At 66.7% G+C, this 19,533-nt stretch carries 19 protein-coding genes; 11 read left to right on the top strand and 8 right to left on the bottom strand.

Going from position 1 to position 19,533, the window contains the following annotated elements; all coding sequences use genetic code 11:
• The first annotated feature begins 58 nt into the window (after window positions 1-58).
• From E0E18_RS02955 to E0E18_RS02930, 6 genes are all read left to right on the top strand, one after another.
• Window positions 59-3,484: a DNA translocase FtsK gene (locus tag E0E18_RS02955; protein WP_130839297.1), complete on the top strand. Its 3,426-nt coding sequence runs from the start codon at window positions 59-61 to the stop codon at window positions 3,482-3,484.
• Between the two features lie 301 nt (window positions 3,485-3,785).
• Window positions 3,786-4,823, top strand: coding sequence for a TerC family protein (locus E0E18_RS02950; protein ID WP_130839296.1), 1,038 nt, complete (start codon window positions 3,786-3,788; stop codon window positions 4,821-4,823).
• 78 nt (window positions 4,824-4,901) lie between these two features.
• The gene (gene pgsA / locus E0E18_RS02945; RefSeq protein WP_337189527.1) at window positions 4,902-5,549 is read left to right on the top strand and encodes a CDP-diacylglycerol--glycerol-3-phosphate 3-phosphatidyltransferase; all 648 of its coding nucleotides are present in this window, start codon (window positions 4,902-4,904) and stop codon (window positions 5,547-5,549) included.
• A 1-nt stretch (window position 5,550) separates the two neighbouring features.
• Complete coding sequence (locus tag E0E18_RS02940; protein ID WP_130839294.1) at window positions 5,551-6,099, top strand: CinA family protein; 549 nt, start codon at window positions 5,551-5,553, stop codon at window positions 6,097-6,099.
• A gap of 186 nt (window positions 6,100-6,285) precedes the next feature.
• Window positions 6,286-6,726, top strand: a complete 441-nt coding sequence (locus tag E0E18_RS02935) for a helix-turn-helix domain-containing protein (RefSeq protein ID WP_130839293.1) — start codon at window positions 6,286-6,288, stop codon at window positions 6,724-6,726.
• Between the two features lie 55 nt (window positions 6,727-6,781).
• Window positions 6,782-7,639 carry a PspA/IM30 family protein gene (locus tag E0E18_RS02930; protein WP_130839292.1) on the top strand — a complete coding sequence of 286 codons (858 nt, stop codon included), beginning with the start codon at window positions 6,782-6,784 and terminating at the stop codon, window positions 7,637-7,639.
• Window positions 7,640-7,716: 77 nt separating this feature from the next.
• Here the strand turns inward: E0E18_RS02930 and E0E18_RS02925 are convergent, their stop codons facing one another.
• The 3 genes from E0E18_RS02925 to E0E18_RS02915 are packed head-to-tail and all read right to left on the bottom strand — an operon-like array spanning window position 7,717 to window position 9,738.
• Complete coding sequence (locus tag E0E18_RS02925) at window positions 7,717-8,349, bottom strand: energy-coupling factor transporter transmembrane component T family protein (RefSeq protein WP_130839291.1); 633 nt, start codon at window positions 8,347-8,349, stop codon at window positions 7,717-7,719.
• Window positions 8,346-9,074, bottom strand: a complete 729-nt coding sequence (locus tag E0E18_RS02920) for an energy-coupling factor ABC transporter ATP-binding protein (protein ID WP_237559606.1) — start codon at window positions 9,072-9,074, stop codon at window positions 8,346-8,348. The genes E0E18_RS02925 and E0E18_RS02920 overlap by 4 nt, the downstream gene beginning before the upstream one ends.
• A gap of 19 nt (window positions 9,075-9,093) precedes the next feature.
• Entirely contained in the window at window positions 9,094-9,738 is a 645-nt protein-coding gene (locus E0E18_RS02915; protein WP_202616687.1) for a biotin transporter BioY, read from the bottom strand.
• A 105-nt stretch (window positions 9,739-9,843) separates the two neighbouring features.
• Here E0E18_RS02915 and E0E18_RS02910 point away from each other — a divergent pair, with 105 nt between their 5' ends.
• From E0E18_RS02910 to E0E18_RS02900, 3 genes are all read left to right on the top strand, one after another.
• On the top strand, window positions 9,844-10,050 hold the full coding sequence (locus tag E0E18_RS02910) for a DUF3046 domain-containing protein (RefSeq protein ID WP_110481342.1): 207 nt from the start codon (window positions 9,844-9,846) through the stop codon (window positions 10,048-10,050).
• 177 nt (window positions 10,051-10,227) lie between these two features.
• Window positions 10,228-11,361 (top strand): recombinase RecA, encoded by a 1,134-nt coding sequence (recA, locus tag E0E18_RS02905; protein ID WP_066582875.1) that lies wholly within the window; start codon window positions 10,228-10,230, stop codon window positions 11,359-11,361.
• 108 nt (window positions 11,362-11,469) lie between these two features.
• A complete protein-coding gene (locus E0E18_RS02900) occupies window positions 11,470-12,063 on the top strand; it encodes a regulatory protein RecX (RefSeq protein ID WP_237559605.1) in 594 nt (197 codons plus the stop codon).
• Between the two features lie 89 nt (window positions 12,064-12,152).
• On the opposite strand, the gene E0E18_RS02895 is transcribed toward E0E18_RS02900, so the two are convergent.
• From E0E18_RS02895 to E0E18_RS02880, 4 genes are read right to left on the bottom strand one after another with little or no spacing between them, the layout of a single operon-like run.
• Entirely contained in the window at window positions 12,153-13,097 is a 945-nt protein-coding gene (locus E0E18_RS02895) for an amino acid ABC transporter permease (protein ID WP_227871226.1), read from the bottom strand.
• On the bottom strand, window positions 13,097-13,786 hold the full coding sequence (locus E0E18_RS02890) for an amino acid ABC transporter permease (RefSeq protein ID WP_066582873.1): 690 nt from the start codon (window positions 13,784-13,786) through the stop codon (window positions 13,097-13,099). Before E0E18_RS02890 ends, E0E18_RS02895 begins: the two co-directional genes overlap by 1 nt.
• A gap of 20 nt (window positions 13,787-13,806) precedes the next feature.
• On the bottom strand, window positions 13,807-14,700 hold the full coding sequence (locus tag E0E18_RS02885) for a glutamate ABC transporter substrate-binding protein (RefSeq protein WP_130839289.1): 894 nt from the start codon (window positions 14,698-14,700) through the stop codon (window positions 13,807-13,809).
• An 11-nt stretch (window positions 14,701-14,711) separates the two neighbouring features.
• Window positions 14,712-15,440 (bottom strand): amino acid ABC transporter ATP-binding protein, encoded by a 729-nt coding sequence (locus tag E0E18_RS02880; protein WP_066585630.1) that lies wholly within the window; start codon window positions 15,438-15,440, stop codon window positions 14,712-14,714.
• Between the two features lie 253 nt (window positions 15,441-15,693).
• On the opposite strand from E0E18_RS02880, the gene miaB reads away from it, so the two are divergent.
• Both miaB and E0E18_RS02870 read left to right on the top strand, forming a co-directional pair.
• Window positions 15,694-17,268 (top strand): tRNA (N6-isopentenyl adenosine(37)-C2)-methylthiotransferase MiaB, encoded by a 1,575-nt coding sequence (miaB, locus tag E0E18_RS02875; protein ID WP_237559786.1) that lies wholly within the window; start codon window positions 15,694-15,696, stop codon window positions 17,266-17,268.
• On the top strand, window positions 17,261-18,070 hold the full coding sequence (locus tag E0E18_RS02870) for an Rv2732c family membrane protein (protein WP_237559604.1): 810 nt from the start codon (window positions 17,261-17,263) through the stop codon (window positions 18,068-18,070). The genes miaB and E0E18_RS02870 overlap by 8 nt, the downstream gene beginning before the upstream one ends.
• 19 nt (window positions 18,071-18,089) lie before the next feature.
• Here the strand turns inward: E0E18_RS02870 and E0E18_RS02865 are convergent, their stop codons facing one another.
• Window positions 18,090-19,403, bottom strand: a complete 1,314-nt coding sequence (locus E0E18_RS02865) for a DUF349 domain-containing protein (RefSeq protein ID WP_066585627.1) — start codon at window positions 19,401-19,403, stop codon at window positions 18,090-18,092.
• Window positions 19,404-19,533 lie beyond the last annotated feature (130 nt).

Here is a 19,533-nt window from a genome sequence, read left to right as displayed (position 1 = left end):
TTTGAGTGACGCGTGTTGCAACTGTTGAAGAGGTGTCAGTCGGGTTAGACTCGCTGTCATGCCTACGACCAGTCGCACCAGAACCTCTCCCTCCCGGAATTCCGGAGGCAGGGCGAGCTCGTCACGGCCGGCCCGACGCACCCCCGGATACGACACCAGCGACTACGAACGCACCTCCGGCGCCTTCCGCGTCGTCGGTTCCTCGCTGGGGTCACTGATGGGCGGGGCAGCCCGCGGAGTCGGAGGTTTCGTCAGGAAGATCTCCCTGCAGGGGTCACCCGACGATGACCTCCTGCTCGACACAGGTGACGGTGCGCAGCAGTCGCAGGGGCACGACCGGACCGGCCGGCGTACGCCTGCCGCCGGTGTCCGCCCCGGCGGCGACGGCGACGGCAGCCGCCCCGCCGGCCGGAAGAAGAAGTCCCGCAGGCCCGCCGCAGACAGGAGTACGACGGGGGCGGATGCCAGGGTCGATGACGCAGCGGCAGACCCGGACTCGATGCCGACCACCATGCTCGACCGCGCCCGGGGGCGTGACCGTGACCGGGCGGCACAGGCACAGGGAGCCGGTTCCCCGGACAGGGCCGGTGGCGGTGCAGCCGGCACCCACCGCGTCGGCGGAGGGTACGACGGTCCGGCCCTCGCAGCCGTGGCACTGACTGTCGTCCTCGCCGCAGCCCTCTGGTTCGGTGTGGGCGGTTCCGTCGGCTCCGCGGTCGCCTTCGCTCTGACATGGCTCATCGGCGCCGGGGCACACCTGGTGCCCGTCCTCACCGCAGGCTCGGCCTGGGTCCTCATGGTCGGGGTCCGGACCACTCAGCGCTCCCACACCCGTCTCGGGATCGGTCTGGCACTGGTCGTCCTCGGCGTCCTCGGCATCTTCCACATCCTCGCAGGACAGCCGGAGACCGTCGACGGGCGCGCCAGGGCCGGCGGCATGCTCGGTAACCTTGTCGGTACGCCGGCCGCTGTCGGGTTCAGCCCCTTCCTCGCGGTGCCGCTGCTGCTGCTCGTCGTGGTGTACGGGGCCCTGCAGTTGTCGGGCATGACCGTGGCAGAACTGGTCGGCGGACTGACCCGCTGGCTCGGGGTCACCTTCCCGCGCCGGCGTCGCGACCGCCGGCGCTTCGCCGACGGTGACGCAGGCTACGGCGACCACCCGGATGACACGGCGGGCCCGGTGGACTCCGGCAGCACCCGTCGGGGAGAGTACCGGGAGGAGTACGGGGCAGACCACGGTGAGGGATACGGCGACGCAGACCCGGAGTTCTCACCGGTCCACCGTTCCTCCGCCCCTTCACACCGGTGGGACCGTGCCGTGTCGCGCCGACTGCCGCGTCCCGGGCACTCAGGGGATGCCGGTGCACGACGCGCGGACCGTACTCCCGCAGACCGTACCCCCGCGGACAACTATCCGGTGGAACAGTCTCCGGACCGTGGACAGCTGTCCTTCCAGATTTCCCGGGACCGGGGGGAGGCGGTGCAGGCTGACTCCGATCCCGTTGACGGTTCTGCGGGTGCCTCCGGGTTCCCGGTACCGGACTCTGATCCGGCGGGTTACGACGACTACGGTACCGAGGACCTCGGTCCCGCCGTGGTCCCGACGCGGACAGTGGAGCCGGTACGACCCGCCGCCGACGGCGCAGTCCACCCTGGCGCGCAGTCGGGCAGTCAGGCGCAGACCCCCGGACAGGGTTCGCGGAACACACGCGACGGCGGGGCACCGGAGGAACCGGAGGCCGCGGCCGCTGCCCGTCCTTCCGCTGCGATGGAGGAGGCCCGCCGCCGTATCGCGGCCCGTTCCGGTGCCGCCGAAACGGCTGTGAAGGGCCCCGCCCCGGAGAAGGCCCCGGTGGTGCTCGCGGAACGTCACTCGGACAGTGACTATGAACTGCCCTCCGCCGACCTGCTCATCCCGGGGGAAGCTCCGACGCTCCACAGCGCCGCCAACGACCACATGATCGACGCAATCACCGAAGTCTTCACGGAGTTCAAGGTCGACGCCCACGTCACCGGGTTCTCCCGTGGTCCGACGGTGACCCGTTACGAGGTCGAACTCGGCCCAGGCGTCAAGGTGTCGAAAATCACGAACCTCCAGTCCAATATCGCCTACGCCGCGGCCACCGACAATGTTCGTCTGCTGACGCCGATCCCCGGCAAGTCCGCCGTCGGTATCGAGGTCCCGAACCTTGACCGGGAGATGGTCCGCCTCGGTGACGTCCTCCACGCCCCGCAGGTGGCCCAGGACCCGGACCCGATGCTCATCGGTCTGGGCAAGGACATCGAGGGAGAGTTCGTCGCCCACTCGATCCAGAAGATGCCGCACCTGCTTGTCGCCGGTTCCACCGGTTCGGGTAAGTCCGCGTTCGTCAACTCCCTGCTCGTCTCACTGCTGACCCGGGCCACTCCCGAGGAGGTGCGGCTCATCCTCGTCGACCCGAAGATGGTGGAACTGACCCCCTACGAGGGAATCCCGCACCTCATCACCCCGATCATCACCCAGCCGAAGAAGGCGGCGTCCGCGCTGACCTGGCTGGTCGAGGAGATGGAACAGCGGTACATGGACATGAAGTCTGCCCGGGTCCGTCACATCAAGGACTTCAACCGGAAAGTGCTTTCCGGAGAGTTTGAGACGCCCCCCGGCTCTGAGCGGGAGTACCGCCCCTACCCGTACATCGTCTGTGTCGTCGACGAGCTCGCCGACCTGATGATGACCGCCCCGAAGGAGATCGAGGACGCGATCGTCCGGATCACCCAGAAGGCCCGCGCCGCCGGCATCCACCTGGTGCTCGCCACCCAGAGGCCCTCGGTCGACGTGGTCACCGGTCTGATCAAGACCAACGTTCCCTCGCGTCTCGCGTTCGCGACCTCGTCGCTGACGGACTCCCGTGTGATCCTGGACCAGGGTGGTGCAGAGAAGCTCATCGGCATGGGCGACGGTCTGTTCATCCCCCAGGGCGCCAACAAGCCCCGCCGTCTGCAGGGAGCCTTCGTCACTGACGAGGAGGTCCAAGCTGTCGTCGAGGCGGCGAAGGAGCAGGCTGAGCCGGAGTACACCGACGGAGTCACCGAGGACCGGAGCGTGGAGGCGAAGAAGGAGATCGACGCCGACATCGGAGACGACCTCGACGACCTCCTGCAGGCTGTGGAACTCGTGGTGAGCAGTCAGTTCGGTTCAACGTCCATGCTGCAGCGCAAACTGCGCATCGGGTTCGCGCGCGCAGGCCGGCTCATGGACCTCATGGAGAGCCGTGGGGTGGTCGGCCCGTCCGAGGGTTCCAAGGCCCGCGAGGTGCTGGTGAAGCCGGAGGAACTGGAGACCATCCTGTGGATGATCAGGGGAGCCGACCCCGCCGACGCGCCCAAGGAGCTGCTCGACGACGCAGGTTCGGGAGATGAAGGGGCGGAGGACGCCGCGGCGTCCGGGGATCCCGCGACGAAGATCGTCAGCGCCGACCCCAGGACCAGCGGCGGAGCGTTCTGACGTCACCTCAGGCCCGCCAGGGTGCCGCTCCGCGTCCCATGAAGGCCGCCCGGTCCGGGTCCCGTGAGTGCACCGTTGTGCCGTCGTCGGGTTGATGCTCTGCTACACTCGGCCCCTGTCATGGAGGGGAGTACCCCGCTCACGGCACCGATCGTCAACACGGTGGACAGTGTCCCCGCTCCGTAGCGGGGAGATACAGCCGCCCGGTCGTGCCGGCCACAGCATCCACCGTCAGGGTCGGGCTCTGTGGTGGGGGAGACCTCCGGTCACCGTCTCATCGCGACCGGAGGATAGTTCCGTCATGGAAGTAAATGCCCTCACCTGGGTTATCACCATTGCAGTGATCGCCGGGTTCTTTGTCTTCGACTTCTACTCCCACGTGCGTAAACCGCACGCCCCCTCGATGAAGGAGTCCGGGTTCTGGACCCTCTTCTACGTCGTCCTCTCCATTGCCTTCGGTATTTTCCTCTGGCTGACGTGGGGTGAGCCGGGTGATCCGCACGCCCACGGCATGGAGTTCTTCTCCGGCTATGTCACGGAGAAGGCGCTGAGCGTCGATAATCTCTTCGTCTTCGCCCTGCTCATGGGTGCGTTCAAGATTCCGCCGCAGTACCAGCAGAAGGTGCTGCTCATCGGTATCGCACTGTCGCTGGTCTTCCGTGGTGTCTTCATCGCCCTCGGTGCTGCGGTCATTGAAGCCTGGTCCGACGTGTTCTACCTCTTCGGTATCTTCCTGCTCTGGATCGCGCTGAAGACCGTCCTCGACGAGGTCCGGGACAAGCCCGAGACGGACCCGAACGACATGAGGATCATCCGGTTCATCCGCAAGGTGATTCCGGTCACCGAAGGGTACAACTCGGACAAGCTGGTGGTCCGTCACTCCGGCAAGATCGCACTGACCCCCCTGTTCGTGTGTCTCATCGCCATCGGTGCGACCGACCTGATGTTCGCCCTGGACTCGATCCCCGCCATCTACGGCATCACCCAGGAGCCTTATATCGTGTTCACCGCCAACGCCCTGTCCCTGCTGGGTCTGCGGCAGATGTACTTCCTCCTCGGCGGCCTCCTCGAACGCCTCGTCTACCTTCCCTACGGTCTGGGCGTTATCCTCGCGTTCATCGGCGTCAAGATGGTCCTCCACGCCCTCCACGAGAACAATCTGCCCTTCGTCAACGGCGGCGAGGGTGTGCACGGAGCCCCGGAGATCACCACCGTCACGTCACTGATCGTGATCGTGGGTGTGCTGGTGGTCACGGTGGTGGCCAGCCTCATCAAGTCCCGTGGTACGCAGCCGGCCCGGCCGGAGCGGCACGTTCTCGAAGGTGCAGACAACAACTGACCGACAACTGACCCGGCCCCGACCCGGCGTGACCCTCGGGGAACGCCCCCGGGGGGGAGTGCGGGTAAAGTGGGGTTCGTGCAGGAGACAGAGCGACAGGCCCATCACGGCGGGCGACCCACCCGGACGAGGCCCCGGTCCACCGTCGGGAAAGCCGTGTACCGCTACAACGTGCCCAATGTCCTCACCACGTTCCGGATTATGCTCATCCCGGTGTTCGTCTGGCTTCTGGTCGCCGCCGGCCCCGTCAGCGGAGACGGGGACCGTCACCTCGACACGGCACTGAGGTGGTGGTCGCTGGTGGCTTTCTGTCTCCTGATGGGCACCGACCAGCTGGACGGGTTCCTCGCCCGCCGTTACGAGGTGATCACCGACTACGGCAAGCTCGCCGACCCGGTGGCGGACAAGGCCCTGATGATCTCTGCGATGGTCACTCTCAACATCCTCGGCGACCTGTGGTGGTGGGTCACCATCGTCATCGTGGTCCGGGAACTCGGCATCACGGTCTGGCGGATGGTGCTGGCGCGTCGGGGGAAAGTGGTCCCGGCATCGAAGGGAGGCAAGCTCAAGACCGTCCTGCAGACCCTGGCTGTCGCTCTCGTCATCGCCCCGTTGCCGGTCTGGACCGACTGGATCACTGTCCCCCTGATTCTGCTGGCCGTCGTCGTCACCGTCGTGACCGGCGTGCAGTACCTCCTGGATTCGCGGAACCGTCCGGCGGCCTGAGATGGCGGTACAGGAGCAGTCCGCGGTCGTCGCAGAGGACCTGGTGCTGCGGTGTACCCGCCTCGGGCTCACCGTGGCCACTGCTGAGTCGCTCACCGCAGGTCTCCTGGCAGCCACGGTCGCCAGCGTCCCGGGTGCGTCCCTGGTGCTCCGTGGAGGCCTGGTTGTCTACGCCACGGATCTCAAGCAGTCTCTGGCCGGGGTGGACCCCGGTCTCCTGGCTCAGCGGGGTCCGGTTGACCCGGATGTCGCCGGTCAGCTGGCTGAAGGCGCGGCGACGCAGTGTGGGGCCGATGTCGGGGTGGGGGTGACCGGTGTCGCCGGTCCGGATCCGCAGGACGGCCATCCGGTCGGCGAGGTCTGGATCGCGGTGTGGTCCCGGGCTCTCGTCGGCGGTGTCCCCCGGGTGACCGCGCTTGACGGACAGTGGCGGAAGGCCGCCGGCGGGGCGTCCTCCCGTGAGCTCAGGTCCGCGGTCCGGTGGTACACGGTGCTGCGAGCCCTTGAGGCTCTTGTGCAGGCGGTCGGTGACATTGACGGTCGTTCCTGACAGTGACTGCCGGCGGACGGTCACCGGGGAGAGGGTCGACCGGCCGGACGGGCCGGACCGGGTGGAGAGCGTGGACATGGCGGCAGGGGGCGGACGCCACACACCTGTGTGCTCCGTGCTGCGGTCTCCCGGTGGACTGGTAGTATCGCGGGAACATAATCGCTCCATCGTCCGTTGGGGGTTGTGATGGCAAACCACACGACACTACTCGAGCCCAGGCGTCCGGAACTGAGGTCCGGAGCCACCACCCACCACGTCACCACCGTCGCGGCACAGCGCCGGCCTGTCACCGGCGCTGCTCCGGAGGTGAACCCCGCTGTGGCCCCTGCAGTGACCGAGCCGCTGCTGCGGGAGGCCCTGGGGACCACACTCCGGGCCTTCCGTGAAGACTCCCGCCGGACCCTCCGTGACCTTGCGGTCGCCGCCAGCGTCAGCCCCGGGTATCTCTCGGAACTGGAGCGCGGCAGAAAGGAGGTCTCCTCCGAGCTGCTGGCGAGCATCTGCCACGCTCTCGGTGTGCAGGTCTCCACGGTGATCCTCGAGGCCGCGGAGATGATGGCCTTCGATGTCGCGGCCGCCGAGCTGGCCGCGGGTATGGACAGCAACCGCGCCGACCGGGTGCACTGATATACTCTGCCCGTTGTGACCTGTGAGTATTCCCCCGAAGGAGACGTAGTAACCGATGGCTAACCCGTTCACCAAGGCCTGGAAGTACCTCATGGCCCTGTTCGACTCGAAGATCGAGGAGAACGCCGATCCCAAGGTGCAGATCGAACAGGCCATCCAGGAGGCCCAGAACCAGCACCGGGCCCTGTCCCAGCAGGCCGCGGCGGTGATCGGGAATCAGCGTCAGATCGAGATGAAGCTGAACCGTCAGCTTGCGGACGTGGAGAAGCTTCAGGCCAACACGAAGCAGGCACTGACACTCGCGGACAAGGCGAGGGCCGCAGGTGACGCGCAGAAGGCGACCGAGTACGAGAACGCCGCTGAAGCTTTCGCCGCCCAGCTGGTCACCGCCGAGCAGTCCGTCGAGGATCTCAAGACCCTCCACGACCAGGCTCTGCAGCAGGCAGCCCAGGCCAAGAAGGCCGTCGAACGCAACGCCATGCAGCTCCAGCAGAAGGCGGCGGAGCGTACGAAGCTGCTCAGCCAGCTGGAGCAGGCCAAGATGCAGGAGAAGGTCGCTGAGTCGCTTCAGACGATGGACCGGGTCGCCGGGGGAGACACCCCCAACCTCGACCAGGTCCGGGAGAAGATCGAACGTCGTTACGCCAACGCCCTCGGTCAAGCGGAGCTCGCGCAGAACTCCGTGCAGGGACGTATGGCGGAGGTCGAGCAGGCAGGAGTCCAGATGGCCGGACATTCCAGGCTGGAACAGCTGCGCGCCGAGATGAACTCCTCGACCGGAACCCCCGGTGCTGTAGGCGGCGCAGACCGTCAGGCGATCGGCCAGGCCCAGTCCGATCCCGCCCAGCCCACGGCGCAGAACGTCAGCGCGGACGCCGTGGCCGAGCGGATGCGCCAGCTGCGGGGCGAGTGAGACTACCCGGGCCGAACCGGCCCGGTCGTTGAACGGACCTGCCGGTGCAGTTCAGGAGGGATGGACGCCGGGGAAGATCAGTCGGCGGCACCTCGGGCCCTCAGGGCGTCCGCCACACCCCTGGCCCTCAGGATGGTCCGGACGATGACCGGCACACCGAAGGCGACGGGGGAGAACGCCGCCGACCGGGATCCCCGCGCCTTCCTGGCGTCCAGGACTTCACCGACCATCTGGACCTGCAGGGGTATCAGCCGGAGAGTCAGTGTGAGTGCCAGACTGATCTGGTCCACGGGCACGCCGACGCGGGCGAGCGGGGCGAGGACACGGTCGAAGGTCCCGAGCATGGCGGTGACCCGCGTGGTGAGGGTGACGAGGACGGCAGCGGACACCGATGCCGCGAGGACGAGTACGGTGGTCGCAGCCTCCGGGCCGGAACTGCGCCACCACAGCAGCAGACCTACCGCGGCCAGTACCGGCAGCACCCCGGACATCTGACGCACCAGGATGCGCGCCGGAATTCCCGCGACAACTGTCGCCGCCACCGCCACGGCGGCCAGACATCCTGCGGCGACAGGCCAGGAGTCCACCAGCACTGCCGTGGCGATGAGGTAGACCGTGAGCACCGCGATCTTCACCCCGGGTGGTGTCCTGTGGACCGGGCTGTCCCCGGGGACGTAGAGCCCGAGCGGCACGCGTGAGGGGCTGATCACCGGTTCCCGACCTCCCGCGCCCGGATGTCCATCCGGGCGGTGTAGGCGGCGATGACATCGGAGGGGGCGCCGTCGTCGATGACACGACCGTCGTCGATGCACAGGGTGCGGTCAGCGTCGGCGGCGAGTTCCAGATCGTGCGTGACCACGATGAGCTGCTGGGGAAGCGCCCGGAACTTCTCGCGGAGCCGGTTCCGGTTCACCAGGTCGAGCAGCCCGGTAGGTTCGTCGGCGACGATTACGGCGGGCCGCAACGCGGTGACGGACGCCAGTGCGAGCATCTGCTTCTCTCCTCCGGACAACAGGTGTGGTGACTGTTCCTCTTTTCCGGAGAGGCCGACGTCGGCCAGGGCCTCGGAGACCGCCTGTCTGGTTGCGTTCCGGTCAAGTCCGGTACCCCGCAGTGAGAAGGCAATGTCTTCGGCGACTGTGGGCATGATGATCTGGTTGTCGGGGTCGGAGAAGAGGAATCCCACTTTCCGCCGAACCTGCCTGCCCCTGCGTGCCACGTCGAGACCGTCGACGGTCACACGTCCTGTGGTTGCCGTCGTGAGACCGTTGATGAGCCTGATGAAGGTGGATTTCCCGGACCCGTTCGCCCCGATGATGCTGATGCGGCGTTCGGCCAGGGTGCAGGTCACCGGGTGTAGCAGGACGGTGTCGTCGACGGTGACTCCGGCGGCGGAGAACGTCACCGGCTCTCTGAGAGCGGGAGGGGACGGCACAGCGGGGGAGTTGTCCATCTCAGACGGCCGGGGCGGCGTCGGCGGTGGCGTCCTCCCGACTCTCCGTCCGGGAGGACCGGGGTCGACGGCCACGGTCGAGGTCCGGGACGGCACGCAGAACAGCGGTGGACACCAGGGCGGCGACGACGGTCTTGGCGATGTCCCCTGGGAGGAAGGCACCGTTGGAGACGAAAGCTGACCAGAAGTCGACGTCTGTACGCAGGGTGAGGCCGACGGCACCGCAGAAGTAGGAGATCGCCACACCGACGGCGCCGGCGGCGGTGAACCACGCGAGCCGGACACCCGCGGGGCGCCGGGGTGCGAGATCGCACAGGGCACCGACGACGAAGCCGATGACGGCGTAGCCGACGATGTAGCCCACAGTGGGTCCTGCCACGGCGGTGAGGGCGGGGGTCCACCCCGCCATGTTCGGGACGCCGAGGAATCCGACGGCGAGGAAGAGGAGAACGGCCAGCCCGCCGCGCCGCCGGCCGAGGATCATTCCGGCCATGGCCACGCCCATGTTCTGCAGGACGATGGGTACACCTGCACTGCCGACCGGGACGGTGACGCCGCCGAGCACGATGATCAGGGCCGCGAAAGCTGCGATGACAGCGATATCCGCGGCTCCGATACGCCGGGAGGGAGCTTGTGTTCTTGACATGCAGAGCAGTGTAACCCGGGTCTTGTACACCGTTCAAGTTTCCCCGACCGCGCCGGTCCGGGACATGCGGTCCGCCTGCCGGTCCCTCTCTGTTAGCGTGGGGGTATGCGTCGTACGGAATTCGACCGGTTGGTCACCGGGGAGTTCGGGGACTCCTTCGGTTCCTGGATCGCCCGGTCACACGTCCTCACCGGCCTCGGGGACACTCCGGCCCGGCTCATGGAACAGGGGCATGACCTCCGCGAGGTGTGGTGGGCGCTGTGCGAGGACTTCGATGTCCCGGAGGAGAGGCGTCTCGGCGACGACGACTGACGAAGGTGTGACATTCGAACAGGAGTTCGTGTAATGTCGGTACCGGTCCGGGGACGTCGGTAGAACCGGAGTGAACCACGACGGGCTCCACGGAGTCTGGAGAAGGTGGGCCAGGCCCGACCGGGCAGACCCGGGGTCGTCCTCACGGTCCGTGCCCCCACACACTGAAGGAGAAACATGGCTGCAAAGAAGAAGAGTCCGGGTGGCACGGGCGCCGACAGGCAGAAGGCTCTCGATCTGGCGATGGCGCAGATAGAGAAGGACTTCGGCAAGGGTGCCGTGATGCGCCTCGGTGATGATGAGCGACCGCCGATCCAGGTCATCTCCTCCGGCAACATCGCGATCAACGTGGCCCTGGGGATCGGGGGATTCCCGCGGGGAAGGATCGTCGAGATCTACGGTCCGGAATCGTCCGGCAAGACCACGGTCGCGCTTCACGCCATCGCTGAAGCACAGCGTGCCGGTGGCATCGCTGCGTTCATCGACGCCGAACACGCGCTCGACCCGGAGTATGCCCGCAAGCTCGGAGTCGACACGGACAATCTGCTGGTCTCCCAGCCGGACACGGGTGAACAGGCCCTCGAGATCGCTGACATGCTGGTGCGTTCCGGGGCCATCGCGATCATCGTGGTGGACTCTGTCGCCGCACTGACACCGAAGGCTGAGATCGAGGGCGACATGGGAGACAGCCACGTCGGTCTCCAGGCGCGGTTGATGAGCCAGGCGCTGCGGAAGATGACGGGTGCCCTCAACCAGACCGGCACCACCGCCATCTTCATCAACCAGCTGCGTGAGAAGATCGGTGTGATGTTCGGTTCCCCGGAGACGACGACCGGTGGCAAGGCACTCAAGTTCTACGCCTCGGTCCGGTGTGATGTCCGGCGGATCCAGACCCTGAAGGACGGTCAGGATGCCGTGGGTAACCGCACGAAGATGAAGATCGTGAAGAACAAGGTCTCGCCGCCGTTCAAGATCGCCGAGTTCGACATCCTTTACGGCGAAGGGATCTCCCGCGAGGGCTCCATCATCGATCTCGGCGTGGAGAACGGCCTGGTGAAGAAGTCAGGTTCCTGGTACACGTACAAAGGTGACCAGCTGGGGCAGGGCAAGGAGAAGGCGCGCGAGTTCCTCAAGGAGAATCCGGATCTTTCCGCTGAACTTGAGGACGGGATCATGAGGGCGCTGAAGGTCGGCCCCTATGCGGGAACCACGGATGATCCGGACGTGCCCCAGGATGTACCGGGTCTCGATCCTTCCGAGGACGAGCCGATCAACGTCGTTCCGACTTTCGACGACGAGGACGACGACTAGAAGGGGGACGACCTCACCGTGGAGAAGGGGAATGACGGGAGAGGAAGCGCAGTCGGGGGGAGTACCGGCCCCGCTGCAGGCTCCGGGACCGGTCCCGACCCGGAACTGGTGAGTCGCCTTCGAGAAGCGGTGGCGGCCGTGGGCCGTGGTGCCCCGTTGGTGGACACCGGTCTGGAGAAGAGGCTGGCACCGTTGGTGTCCAAAGCCAACCGACTGATCAGTCACCGTGACAGGTCGGAGGCGGAACTGAGGGACCGGCTCACGGACGCACTGGAACCGGGGGAGGATCCGCGACTTGTCGACACCGTGATCCGCCGCTGTCTCGACAACGGGATGCTCGATGACCGTCGTTTCGCAACCGAGTGGGTTCGCCAACGCGCGCACACCCGCCAGCGGTCGATCGCGGTGTTACGTCGGGAGCTGAGGGACAAAGGGGTGTCCTCCACGGTCATCGAGGAGGCACTGGGGCAGATCACTGTCGACGACCAACGGGAAATCCTCCACGCGCTCGTAGGAAAGAAGGCGGCGACGATCAGGACAGCACCCGCAGACAGAGCGGACTACGACAGGATGCTGCGACGCATTGTAGGAGTCGCGGCACGGCGGGGTTTCCCGCAGGGGGAGAGCCTCACTGCGGCCCGGTCCGCGCTCGACTCGCGGATCCGTGAGCTGCGCGGCCAGGACAGGAACAACGGACAGTGAGCTCACGGGGTGCGGACCAGACAGAGGCGTGGAGCTGACGGGACACGGACCCCGCGCGCGAACGCGGGGTCCTCACCGGTGACCTGCCCCTACTCGGAGGTGTTTCGCAGGTCCTTGTGGGCAGGGTCGTGCCAGTCGACGAAAGCTTCGTCCTTGGTCTCGATGCCCTGGTGCGCGTGCTGGTGGGGAACTTTCGCGATCGGGTTACGCCGCGCCCGTCCCGCACGAAGCTGCTGCTCGATACGTTCGGCGAGTTTCGTGAGACCGAAGTTGATCAAGATCATGATCGCCGCGATGACGAGCAGCGAGGGAAGCATCGCCCCGTAGTACTCTCCGAGCTGGCGGCCGGACCGGACGACCTCGACGAACCCGATCATGTAGCCGAGTGCGGAGTCCTTCAGTGCGATGACCATCTGGGAGATGATCGCGGGCATCATCGCAGCCACCGCCTGCGGCAGCAGGATCTTCGTCATCGTCTGACCCCAGGTCAGTCCGAGCGAGTAGGCGGCCTCCGACTGACCCTTCGGCAGCGAACCGATTCCGGAGCGCAGAGTCTCGGCGATGACGGACCCGTTGTACATGGTCAGCCCGAACACCACGGCGGCGAAACCGAGCTGTGAGGACGGGAACAGCCCCCACTCGCCGAAGACGGTGTAGGCGAAGAGCATGAGAACCAGGACCGGAATGGCCCTGAACACCTCGACGATCACCGAACAGACCGCACGGACAGACCGGTGAGTGGACAACCGTCCGATTCCGAGCACGGCACCGACGATGAGAGCGAAGATGATGGAGAGAACGGCGGCCTTCACAGTCGCCCACAGCCCCGGGATGATGTACGTCGTCCAGGAGCTGCCCTTGAGGAAGATGTCCCACTTGTCGCCGTCCAGCTGCCCCTTGTTGCCGAGGGCCCACAGTACGGCGACGAGCAGTGCGACCAGGACCACCGACACGACCGCGGTGAGAATCCGGTTGACCCGGACTGCGCGGGGCCCCGGAGCGTCATAGAGAACTGTTGCGCGGGTGGTTGACATCAGCGCTTCACCGCCCATCGTTTGCCCGCCCAGCCGAAGATGAGTCCGGTGGGCAGGGTGAGAATCATGAACCCGGCAGCGATGATCGCGAAGATCCAGAGGATGTCGCTGGCGTAGTTCTCGGTCATGGTCTTCATCAGCAGTGACGCCTCCGACACGCCGATCACCGAAGCGATGGTGGTGTTCTTCGTCAGCGCGATAAGTGTGTTGCCCAGCGGGACAATAGATCCCCGCACCGCCTGGGGGAGGATCACGTAGCGGAAGTTCTGCATGAAAGTCAGCCCCAGCGAACGGGCCGCCTCGGCCTGCCCGAAAGGAATTGTGTTGATGCCGGAGCGCAGAGATTCCGCCACGAAGGTCGAGGTGTAGGCCACGAACGCCAGCACAGCCAGACGGAAGTTCTGCTGTTCGATGAACTTCGGGCTCGAATTGTTGGCGAGCAGGAGGTTCAGGTTGTAGTAGAGGCCCAGCGAGACGATGAGGATGATCAGCGTCAGCGGGGTGTTACGGACGACGTTGATGTACACGGTCGCGACCGTGCGCAGGATGCCGACGGGGCATACCCGCATCGCGGTGAGGACTGTGCCGAGAATCAGCGCCCCGACCGCGGAAACCACCGTGAGTTTGATGGTCATCCAGAACACCGGCCACAGCTGAGGGGCCATCTCCGCCCATAGTTCGGAATTCATTGTTTACGTCACCTCCCTTTCTATTTCGAGTCCACGAAGGAGAGATCGCCGATGTCCGGCCGGGTACCCGGATCGAAGTCCCCGCCGAGGTTCCTGTCGACGATCCGGCGGAACTCACCGGAGTTCCACATTTCGCTGAGCGCCTCGTTCACGGCCTCCTTGTCCGCACCGTCCCCCTTGGGGATGCCGATGCCGTAGTTCTCGTCGGTCCAGTAGGATCCGTCGGGGTTCTTCAGTTCCACGACCTTGAAGTCGTCTCCGTACCGTTCCCGGTAGCGGTGGGCGAATCCGGCCAGGATCGTGGCGTCGGTGGTCAGGGCGTCAACCACTCCCTGCTTCACACCCTCGGCGCAGGCGGCGTAGGTGTCGAACTCCTGCAGCTGGACTTTCGGCAGTGCCTCCTTGACTTTCTGGGCGGGGGTCGAGCCCGAGACCGAGCACAGCCGGGTACCGTCGGCGAGGTCTTCCAGGCCGTTGATCCCGGTGTCCCCTCTGACCAGCAGTGCCTGGTGGGTGACCAGGTACGGGCCGCCGAAGTCGACCGCCTTGAGCCTGCCGGCGTTGATCGAGTAGGTTGCGGCGATCATGTTGACTTCGCCGTTGTTGATCAGGGTCTCACGCTGGGACGAGGGTGTCTCGCGCCAGGTGATCTCGGGTTCGTCCCAGCCGTTCTTCTCGGCGATGTAGTTCACGACGTACCTGGAGACGTCGGTGTCGACGCCCACGTACTGCTTGTCCGGGGTCCGTTCCCCCAGGCCGGGCTGGTCGAACTTCGTGCCGAGTGTGACATGTCCGTCACGGATGTCGTCGAGGAGGGAACGGGGTTCCGAGGATCCGCAGGACGCCAGTCCCACCGCCGAAGCGGCGACGATGACAGCGGCCGCGATCCTGCGCAGAGCCGGATGGGTAGCCATGTGCACTCCTCCTAGTGGCCGAGGATCTTCGCGAGGAAGTCCCGGGCACGGTCGCTCTCCGGATCGGAGAAGAACTTCGCGGGCGTGGTGTCCTCGACGATGGCACCGTCAGCGAGGAAGAGCACCCGGTCGGCGACCTTCCGCGCGAATCCCATCTCGTGGGTGACGCACACCATCGTCATGCCGTCCCGGGCCAGTGACGCCATGACGTCGAGGACCTCGTTGATCATTTCGGGGTCCAGGGCAGAGGTCGGCTCGTCGAAGAGCATGACCTTCGGCTTCATCGCCAGGGACCGGGCGATGGCCACGCGCTGCTGCTGGCCACCTGAGAGCTGGGCGGGGTACTTGTCCGCCTGGGCCTCGATGCCGACCCGGGTGAGCAGCTCCCTGGCGTGCTTCTCGGCGTCCCGGCGGGACTCACCCCGGACCTTCATCGGTGCGAGGGTGACATTGTCCAGGATCGTCATGTGGCTGAAGAGGTTGAACTGCTGGAAGCACATGCCGACCTCGGAGCGCAGCTGGGCGAGCTGCCGACCTTCCTCGGGCAGCAGTACTCCGTCGATGTAGATCTCGCCTTCGTCGATGGTCTCGAGGCGGTTGATGGTCCGGCAGAGTGTCGATTTCCCGGATCCCGAGGGTCCGAGGAGAACGACGACCTGTCCCGCAGGGATGTCGAGGTTGATGTCCTTGAGGGCATGGTAGTCACCGAAGTACTTGTTCACCCCGGCCAGCCGGATCATGCTGTGGGCATTCTCTGTTGCTGTCATAGGTGTAGTTTACCGACGGCCTTCTGACATGTGATGCAACCCATCAGTTTTAACGAGTGTGAAACACCATGCAGGGTCCGTCGTTGCCGTTCGGACCGCGGCTCGACCTGCACTAGGATGGCTGGTCGTGGTTGACTACCAGAACACTTCGACGCCGGTGACGCCGGCGGAACCGGCGGCAGGTTCGCGCCCGAGAACCTACGAGGTCCGGACCTTCGGCTGCCAGATGAACGTGCACGATTCCGAGCGGCTGTCCGGTCTGCTGGAGGACAGCGGCTATGTCCCGCTGACCGCCGCCCGCAACGTGGACCGCCCGGACGGAGGCGGGGCAGCCGGGGAGGGCGCCGCGCACCCGGTCGGTGACGGTACCCCGGACGTCATCGTCTTCAACACCTGTGCGGTCAGGGAGAACGCCGACAACCGGCTCTACGGGACCCTCGGTCAGCTCAGGAAAGTCAAGGACGCCCATCCGGGAATGCAGATCGCCGTGGGCGGCTGCATGGCACAGAAGGACAAGGAGGCGGTGGTTTCCCGCGCTCCGTGGGTCGACGTCGTCTTCGGCACCCACAACATGGGCTCACTTCCGGCCCTGCTGGCCCGCAGCGCCCACAACCGGCGTGCCGAGGTCGAGATCGCCGACTCACTCGAGCAGTTCCCCTCCGTGCTGCCCGCCAAACGGGAGTCCGCCTACGCGGGATGGGTGAGTGTGTCGGTGGGGTGCAACAACACCTGCACCTTCTGCATTGTTCCCTCGTTGCGGGGCAGGGAACAGGACCGCCGCCCCGGCGACATCCTCGCCGAGGTCCGGGCCCTCGTCGACCAGGGCGTGACAGAGGTGACCCTGCTGGGGCAGAACGTCAACGCCTACGGTGTGCACTTCTCCGACCCGTCGATGGAGCGTGACCGCAGTGCCTTCTCCCGGCTGCTGCGCGCCTGCGGAGACATCGACGGCCTGGAACGGCTGCGCTTCACCAGCCCCCACCCCGCGGAGTTCACCGACGACGTCATCGACGCGATGGCGGAGACTCCTGTGGTCTGCCCCCAGCTCCACATGCCACTGCAGTCAGGTTCGGACCGGGTGCTGAAGGCGATGAGGCGTTCCTACCGGACCCGCAGGTTCCTCGGGATCCTGGAAAAGGTCCGGCAGAGACTCCCGGACGCCTCGATCACCACCGACATCATTGTCGGGTTCCCCGGAGAAACCGAGGAGGACTTCCAGGACACTCTCCGGGTGGTCGAGGAAGCGCGTTTCACCAGTGCCTACACTTTCCAGTACTCCCCGCGGCCCGGGACACCTGCAGCAGAGCTTGACGCGCAGGTGCCCAAGGCGGTGGTGCAGGACCGGTACGAGAGGCTGATCTCCCTCCAGGAACGTATCAGTGCCGAGGAGAACGCCGCCCAGATCGGACGGACCGTCGAACTGCTGGTGCAGGAGGGCGGCGGACGCAAGAACGACCGCACGAAGCGGATGAGCGGAAGGGCCAGGGACGGACGCCTGGTGCACTTCATCCCGACGGGCGGTGACGGTCGGATACGCCCCGGAGATGTGGTGGAGGTGACGGTCACCGGATCGGCACCCCACTTCCTCACCGCTGACGGTGGCGTCCTGACCCACCGCCGCACCCGGGCCGGTGACATGTCCGAGGCCGGCCGTACACCGACCACCGCCCCGGTGGGGGTGGGACTGGGGTTGCCGCGCATCGGCGCGCCGGCCGCCGTGCCGGTCGGGCAGTCGGCCGGACAGGGTAGCGTCGGGGACATGTGCTGTTCAGGGTCTGAAGGAGGGTGCGGTTGTGAGTGACGTGGAGAAACTGTCCGTCGAGGAGCGGCAGCGACGCCGTGATGAGGCGGTCGCTGCCAGGGTCGACAGTCTCACCGAGGCCGCCGGCGGAGACCTCGCCAAGGCGGAACGGCAGGCTGCGGGCACCATCGTGCTGGGGTCGGCTACCGCTCCACTGTTCTTCGGCGTGGTGCTCGTTCTCGTCGCCCTGTTTCTTCCCCACTCGGGGCAGGTACGCGGATTCGACGTGCTGCTGTTCTCCGACCGTTCCGACGAGTTCCTCACGACAATGCCGGAGCGGGTCTTCGTGTGGCTCTACTTCGTCGGAGGGCTTCTGCTGGCACCGGCGACCGCGATATCGAGATCCTCTCTGGTGGCCTGGGTCAACTGGGTGATCTGCGGGGTGGGCACCTTCTACTGCTTCCTCGCGGTGGGCATGCGTAACTCCCGCGGGCCGGAGGAACCGGGCTCGGGCCCGTCGGTGGGCATGTTCCTGGCAGGTCTGGGAATGTTCGTCATCGTCGTGGCACTGTCGACCCGCCTGTTCCGCCGGACTGCCGTCCAGGCGGCGTTCAACGCCCGGCGTCGGCGGGAGGCGGACCGGGACGAGAAGTCGAAGGCGGCACAGCAGGTGCTGAGGGTCGGACAGCCTCCGGTCCCGGCCGACCGTCTGGTCGACGACCGGCGGAAGAGGGCGGCGGTCAGGCGGCAACGCCGCGCGGCTGCCGCCGGGGACAGCGGGGAAAGGCGCGACAGCGGGGAGGACAGGAAGGGGGACGCCGCGGCGCCTGCCGGAGGTGAGCCGGGAGCTGACCCGGCCTGACGCCGTCCGCGCCCGTGTGTCAGTCTGAGACTGCCGCGGCGGCGGCGTCCGCCCACTCTGACCACTGGTCGGCCTGAGTCCGCAGTTCTGCTGCCCTGGCGGTCTTCCCCGCCTTCTCCGCGGCGTCGGCGTCCGCGGCGAACTCCTCGGCCTTCCTGCGGAACTGACCGACCCGGGCGAGGGCCTCGGGATCCGTGGCCCGCCACTGCCGGTCGACGTAGTCGGAGACGCGGGCCTCAATCTCTGCGATCTTGCCGTCGAACTCCGCGATCCTGTCACGGGGCACGAAACCGGTCGCGTCCCACCTGTCCTGCAGTTCACGGAGCAGGGCCCGTGCCCGGTCGAGACCGGTGGCCGGGTCGATCCGCGGGGAATACTCGTCCAGCAGTGCCTGTCTGATGCGGGCGTTCTCCTCGAACTCGGCGTCCTTCTCTGCCCTGTCAGCGTCCCTGGCGCCGAAGAACCTGTCCTGGGCAGTCCGGAAGCGCTCCCACAGCCGGTCGTCGTCGGCCCGGCGCGCACGGCCGGCGGCTTTCCACTCGGCCATGAGATCCCGGTAGGCGCGCGAGGTTTCCGCCCAGTCGGTCGAATCCTGGAGTGCTTCGGCGCGGGCGACGAGGTCTTCCTTGACCCTGCGGACCCGGTCCCGGTTCCTGTCCAGTTCCGCGAAGTGTGCGCTGCGTCGTTCGTGGAAACCGTCACGGGCGTCGCGGAACCGGTCCCACAGTGCGTCATCGGTGGCACTGTCCGTGCGCGGCAGGGACTTCCACTCGTCGAGCACGGTGTGGATTCGGTCGCCCGCAGCCTTCCAGTCGGGATTGTCGCCGGTGCCGAGCGCGGTGACTTCAGCGACCAGCTCTTCCTTACGCTGTGCCGCGGATTCCCGGCGGACCTGCTCGTCGACCGTGTTCCGCTCGGCGGTGGCGTCCGCACGTGAGATGAACTCGTCCAGGCCGGCCGCCAGACTGTCGAGGTCGCCGACCACGGCCGCGGTGGACAGGCTCTCCCTGACGGCACGGGCGTCCGCGGCGAGACGGTCGGCCTCTTCCGGGTGGGACGCCAGGCGCGCCTCCAGGAGCTGCACGTCGGCGAGGAGGTCGTCAAAGCGACGGGCGAAGTGCGCGAGGCCCTCCGAGGGCGTGCCCGCCTGCCATTCCCCGACCTTTCGTTCGCCGTCGGAGGTGCGGACCCAGACTGCGCCGGTGTCGTCGATCCTGCCGAACCTGCCGGGGTCGGTGGAACCGGGACGTCCGGAGGGACGTGCGGTGACCCGGCGACCGGCGCCCGGCATGGCCCCGGGAGTCGGTCGTGCTCCGGGTTTGGGTGCGTTCATGGTGAGAGCCTCCACAGTTCTGGGAAGTGGACCGACGGACGGGGCCTGCGGCAACGGGGGAGGCCCGGGGCCGCAGGCCCCGTCCGGGAATCCACGGGACAACCGTCATTATGTCAGAGGGGGATACGAC

Origin of the sequence: Corynebacterium neomassiliense (assembly GCF_900626215.1) — a bacterium.
In the GTDB taxonomy this organism is placed as follows: domain Bacteria; phylum Actinomycetota; class Actinomycetes; order Mycobacteriales; family Mycobacteriaceae; genus Corynebacterium; species Corynebacterium neomassiliense.
This window is presented reverse-complemented; position numbering and strand designations above follow the sequence as displayed.